The sequence below is a fragment of the Cyanobium sp. LEGE 06143 genome (assembly GCF_015207535.1).
Classification (GTDB): Bacteria; Cyanobacteriota; Cyanobacteriia; order PCC-6307; family Cyanobiaceae; genus NIES-981.
In genome coordinates, this window is sequence record NZ_JADEWP010000312.1 from 1 (window position 1) to 1,206 (window position 1,206).

General features: G+C 72.7%; 2 protein-coding genes. One reads left to right on the forward strand and one right to left on the reverse strand.

Annotation, left to right across the window (positions count from 1 at the left end; all coding sequences use genetic code 11):
* Positions 1 to 67: 67 nt before the first annotated feature.
* Positions 68 to 583, reverse strand: coding sequence for a hypothetical protein (locus tag IQ216_RS13885; protein WP_225875740.1), 516 nt, complete (start codon positions 581 to 583; stop codon positions 68 to 70).
* A gap of 20 nt (positions 584 to 603) precedes the next feature.
* On the opposite strand from IQ216_RS13885, the gene IQ216_RS13890 reads away from it, so the two are divergent.
* Positions 604 to 1,206: cysteine desulfurase family protein (locus IQ216_RS13890; RefSeq protein ID WP_193815936.1), on the forward strand; the 603-nt coding region annotated here is incomplete at its 3' end.

The following is a 1,206-nucleotide window of genomic DNA, read 5'->3' on the forward strand; positions in this document are numbered from 1 at the left end:
GGCCCGGGGTCAGGGGAGGCGGGCGCTGCTAGGGGGTCGGTGCTCATGCCGTGCAGTCTGCAGAGCCTCAGCGGGGTCGTCCAGGCAGCACCTGCTCGGATTCCCGCAACGTGGTGCTGTAGCCCAGCTCCAGAGCGGTGGCCTTGAGCTCAGCGGGGTCGCGGCCCGCCTGCTCCGGATGGCAGACAGCCCACCACACCAGGTGATCCACCCGATTGGCGGGGGTGATCACGCCGCCGGGGTTGAGGGAGCGGATCACCAGCCGCCCCCCGTCCTCGGTGATCCACATCGGCTCCTCTTTGTCGCAGCGCACGGTGTCCGTCTGGATCGACACATCCGGCCCCAGCTGCCGCCAGAGCTGCATCCGCCAGAGGCCCGCGATGGTGGCATCGGGCTTGGGACCGTAGACCCCAAGCACCAGCATCCCCTCCGGACGGGGCCGCTCATCGAGCACCACCAGCCCCGGCGGCCGCTCCACCGCCGTGGCCTGGGCCTCTGCCGCCGGCGGCGGCGGCAACATGCTGCTCAGGAGGGCAAGGCCGGTGGCCGCCAGGGCCCAGGGCCCCCACGTCGTTGGCAGCATGGTGGGCGGCTCGGCTCCCCATGCTCGCCTATCTCGACCACCAAGCCAGCACCCCCTGCGATCCGGCGGTGCTGAACGCCATGGAGCCCTGGTGGCGGGAGCACTGCGCCAACCCCTCCAGCCGCCTGCACCGCGAGTCCCTGACGGCGGCTGCGGCGGTGGAGCGGGCTCGGGCCCAGGTGGCCGCGGCCCTCGGGGCTGACCCCGGCGACGTGGTGTTCACCAGCGGCGCCACCGAGGCCAACAACCTGGCCCTCAAGGGCGTCTGCGAGGCGGTCCTGGCCCAGGGCGGCGAGCGGCGGCGGCTGCTGACCCTGGCCACCGAGCACCGGGCCGTGCTGGATCCGCTGCGCTACCTCGAGCGCCACGGCTTCCCACTCACGGTGCTGCCGGTGGACTCCGGCGGTCTGGTGCAGGAGGAGCTGCTGGCGGCGGCCCTGGGCCCGGATGTGCTGCTGGCCTCCGTGATGGCGGCCAACAACGAGATCGGCGTGCTGCAGCCGATCAGCACCATCGCGGCCCACTGCCACCACCACGGCGTGCTGCTGCATGTGGATGCCGCCCAGGCCGCAGGCCACATCCCGCTGGCGATGGCGGAGCAGGGGGTGGATCTGCTCAGCCTC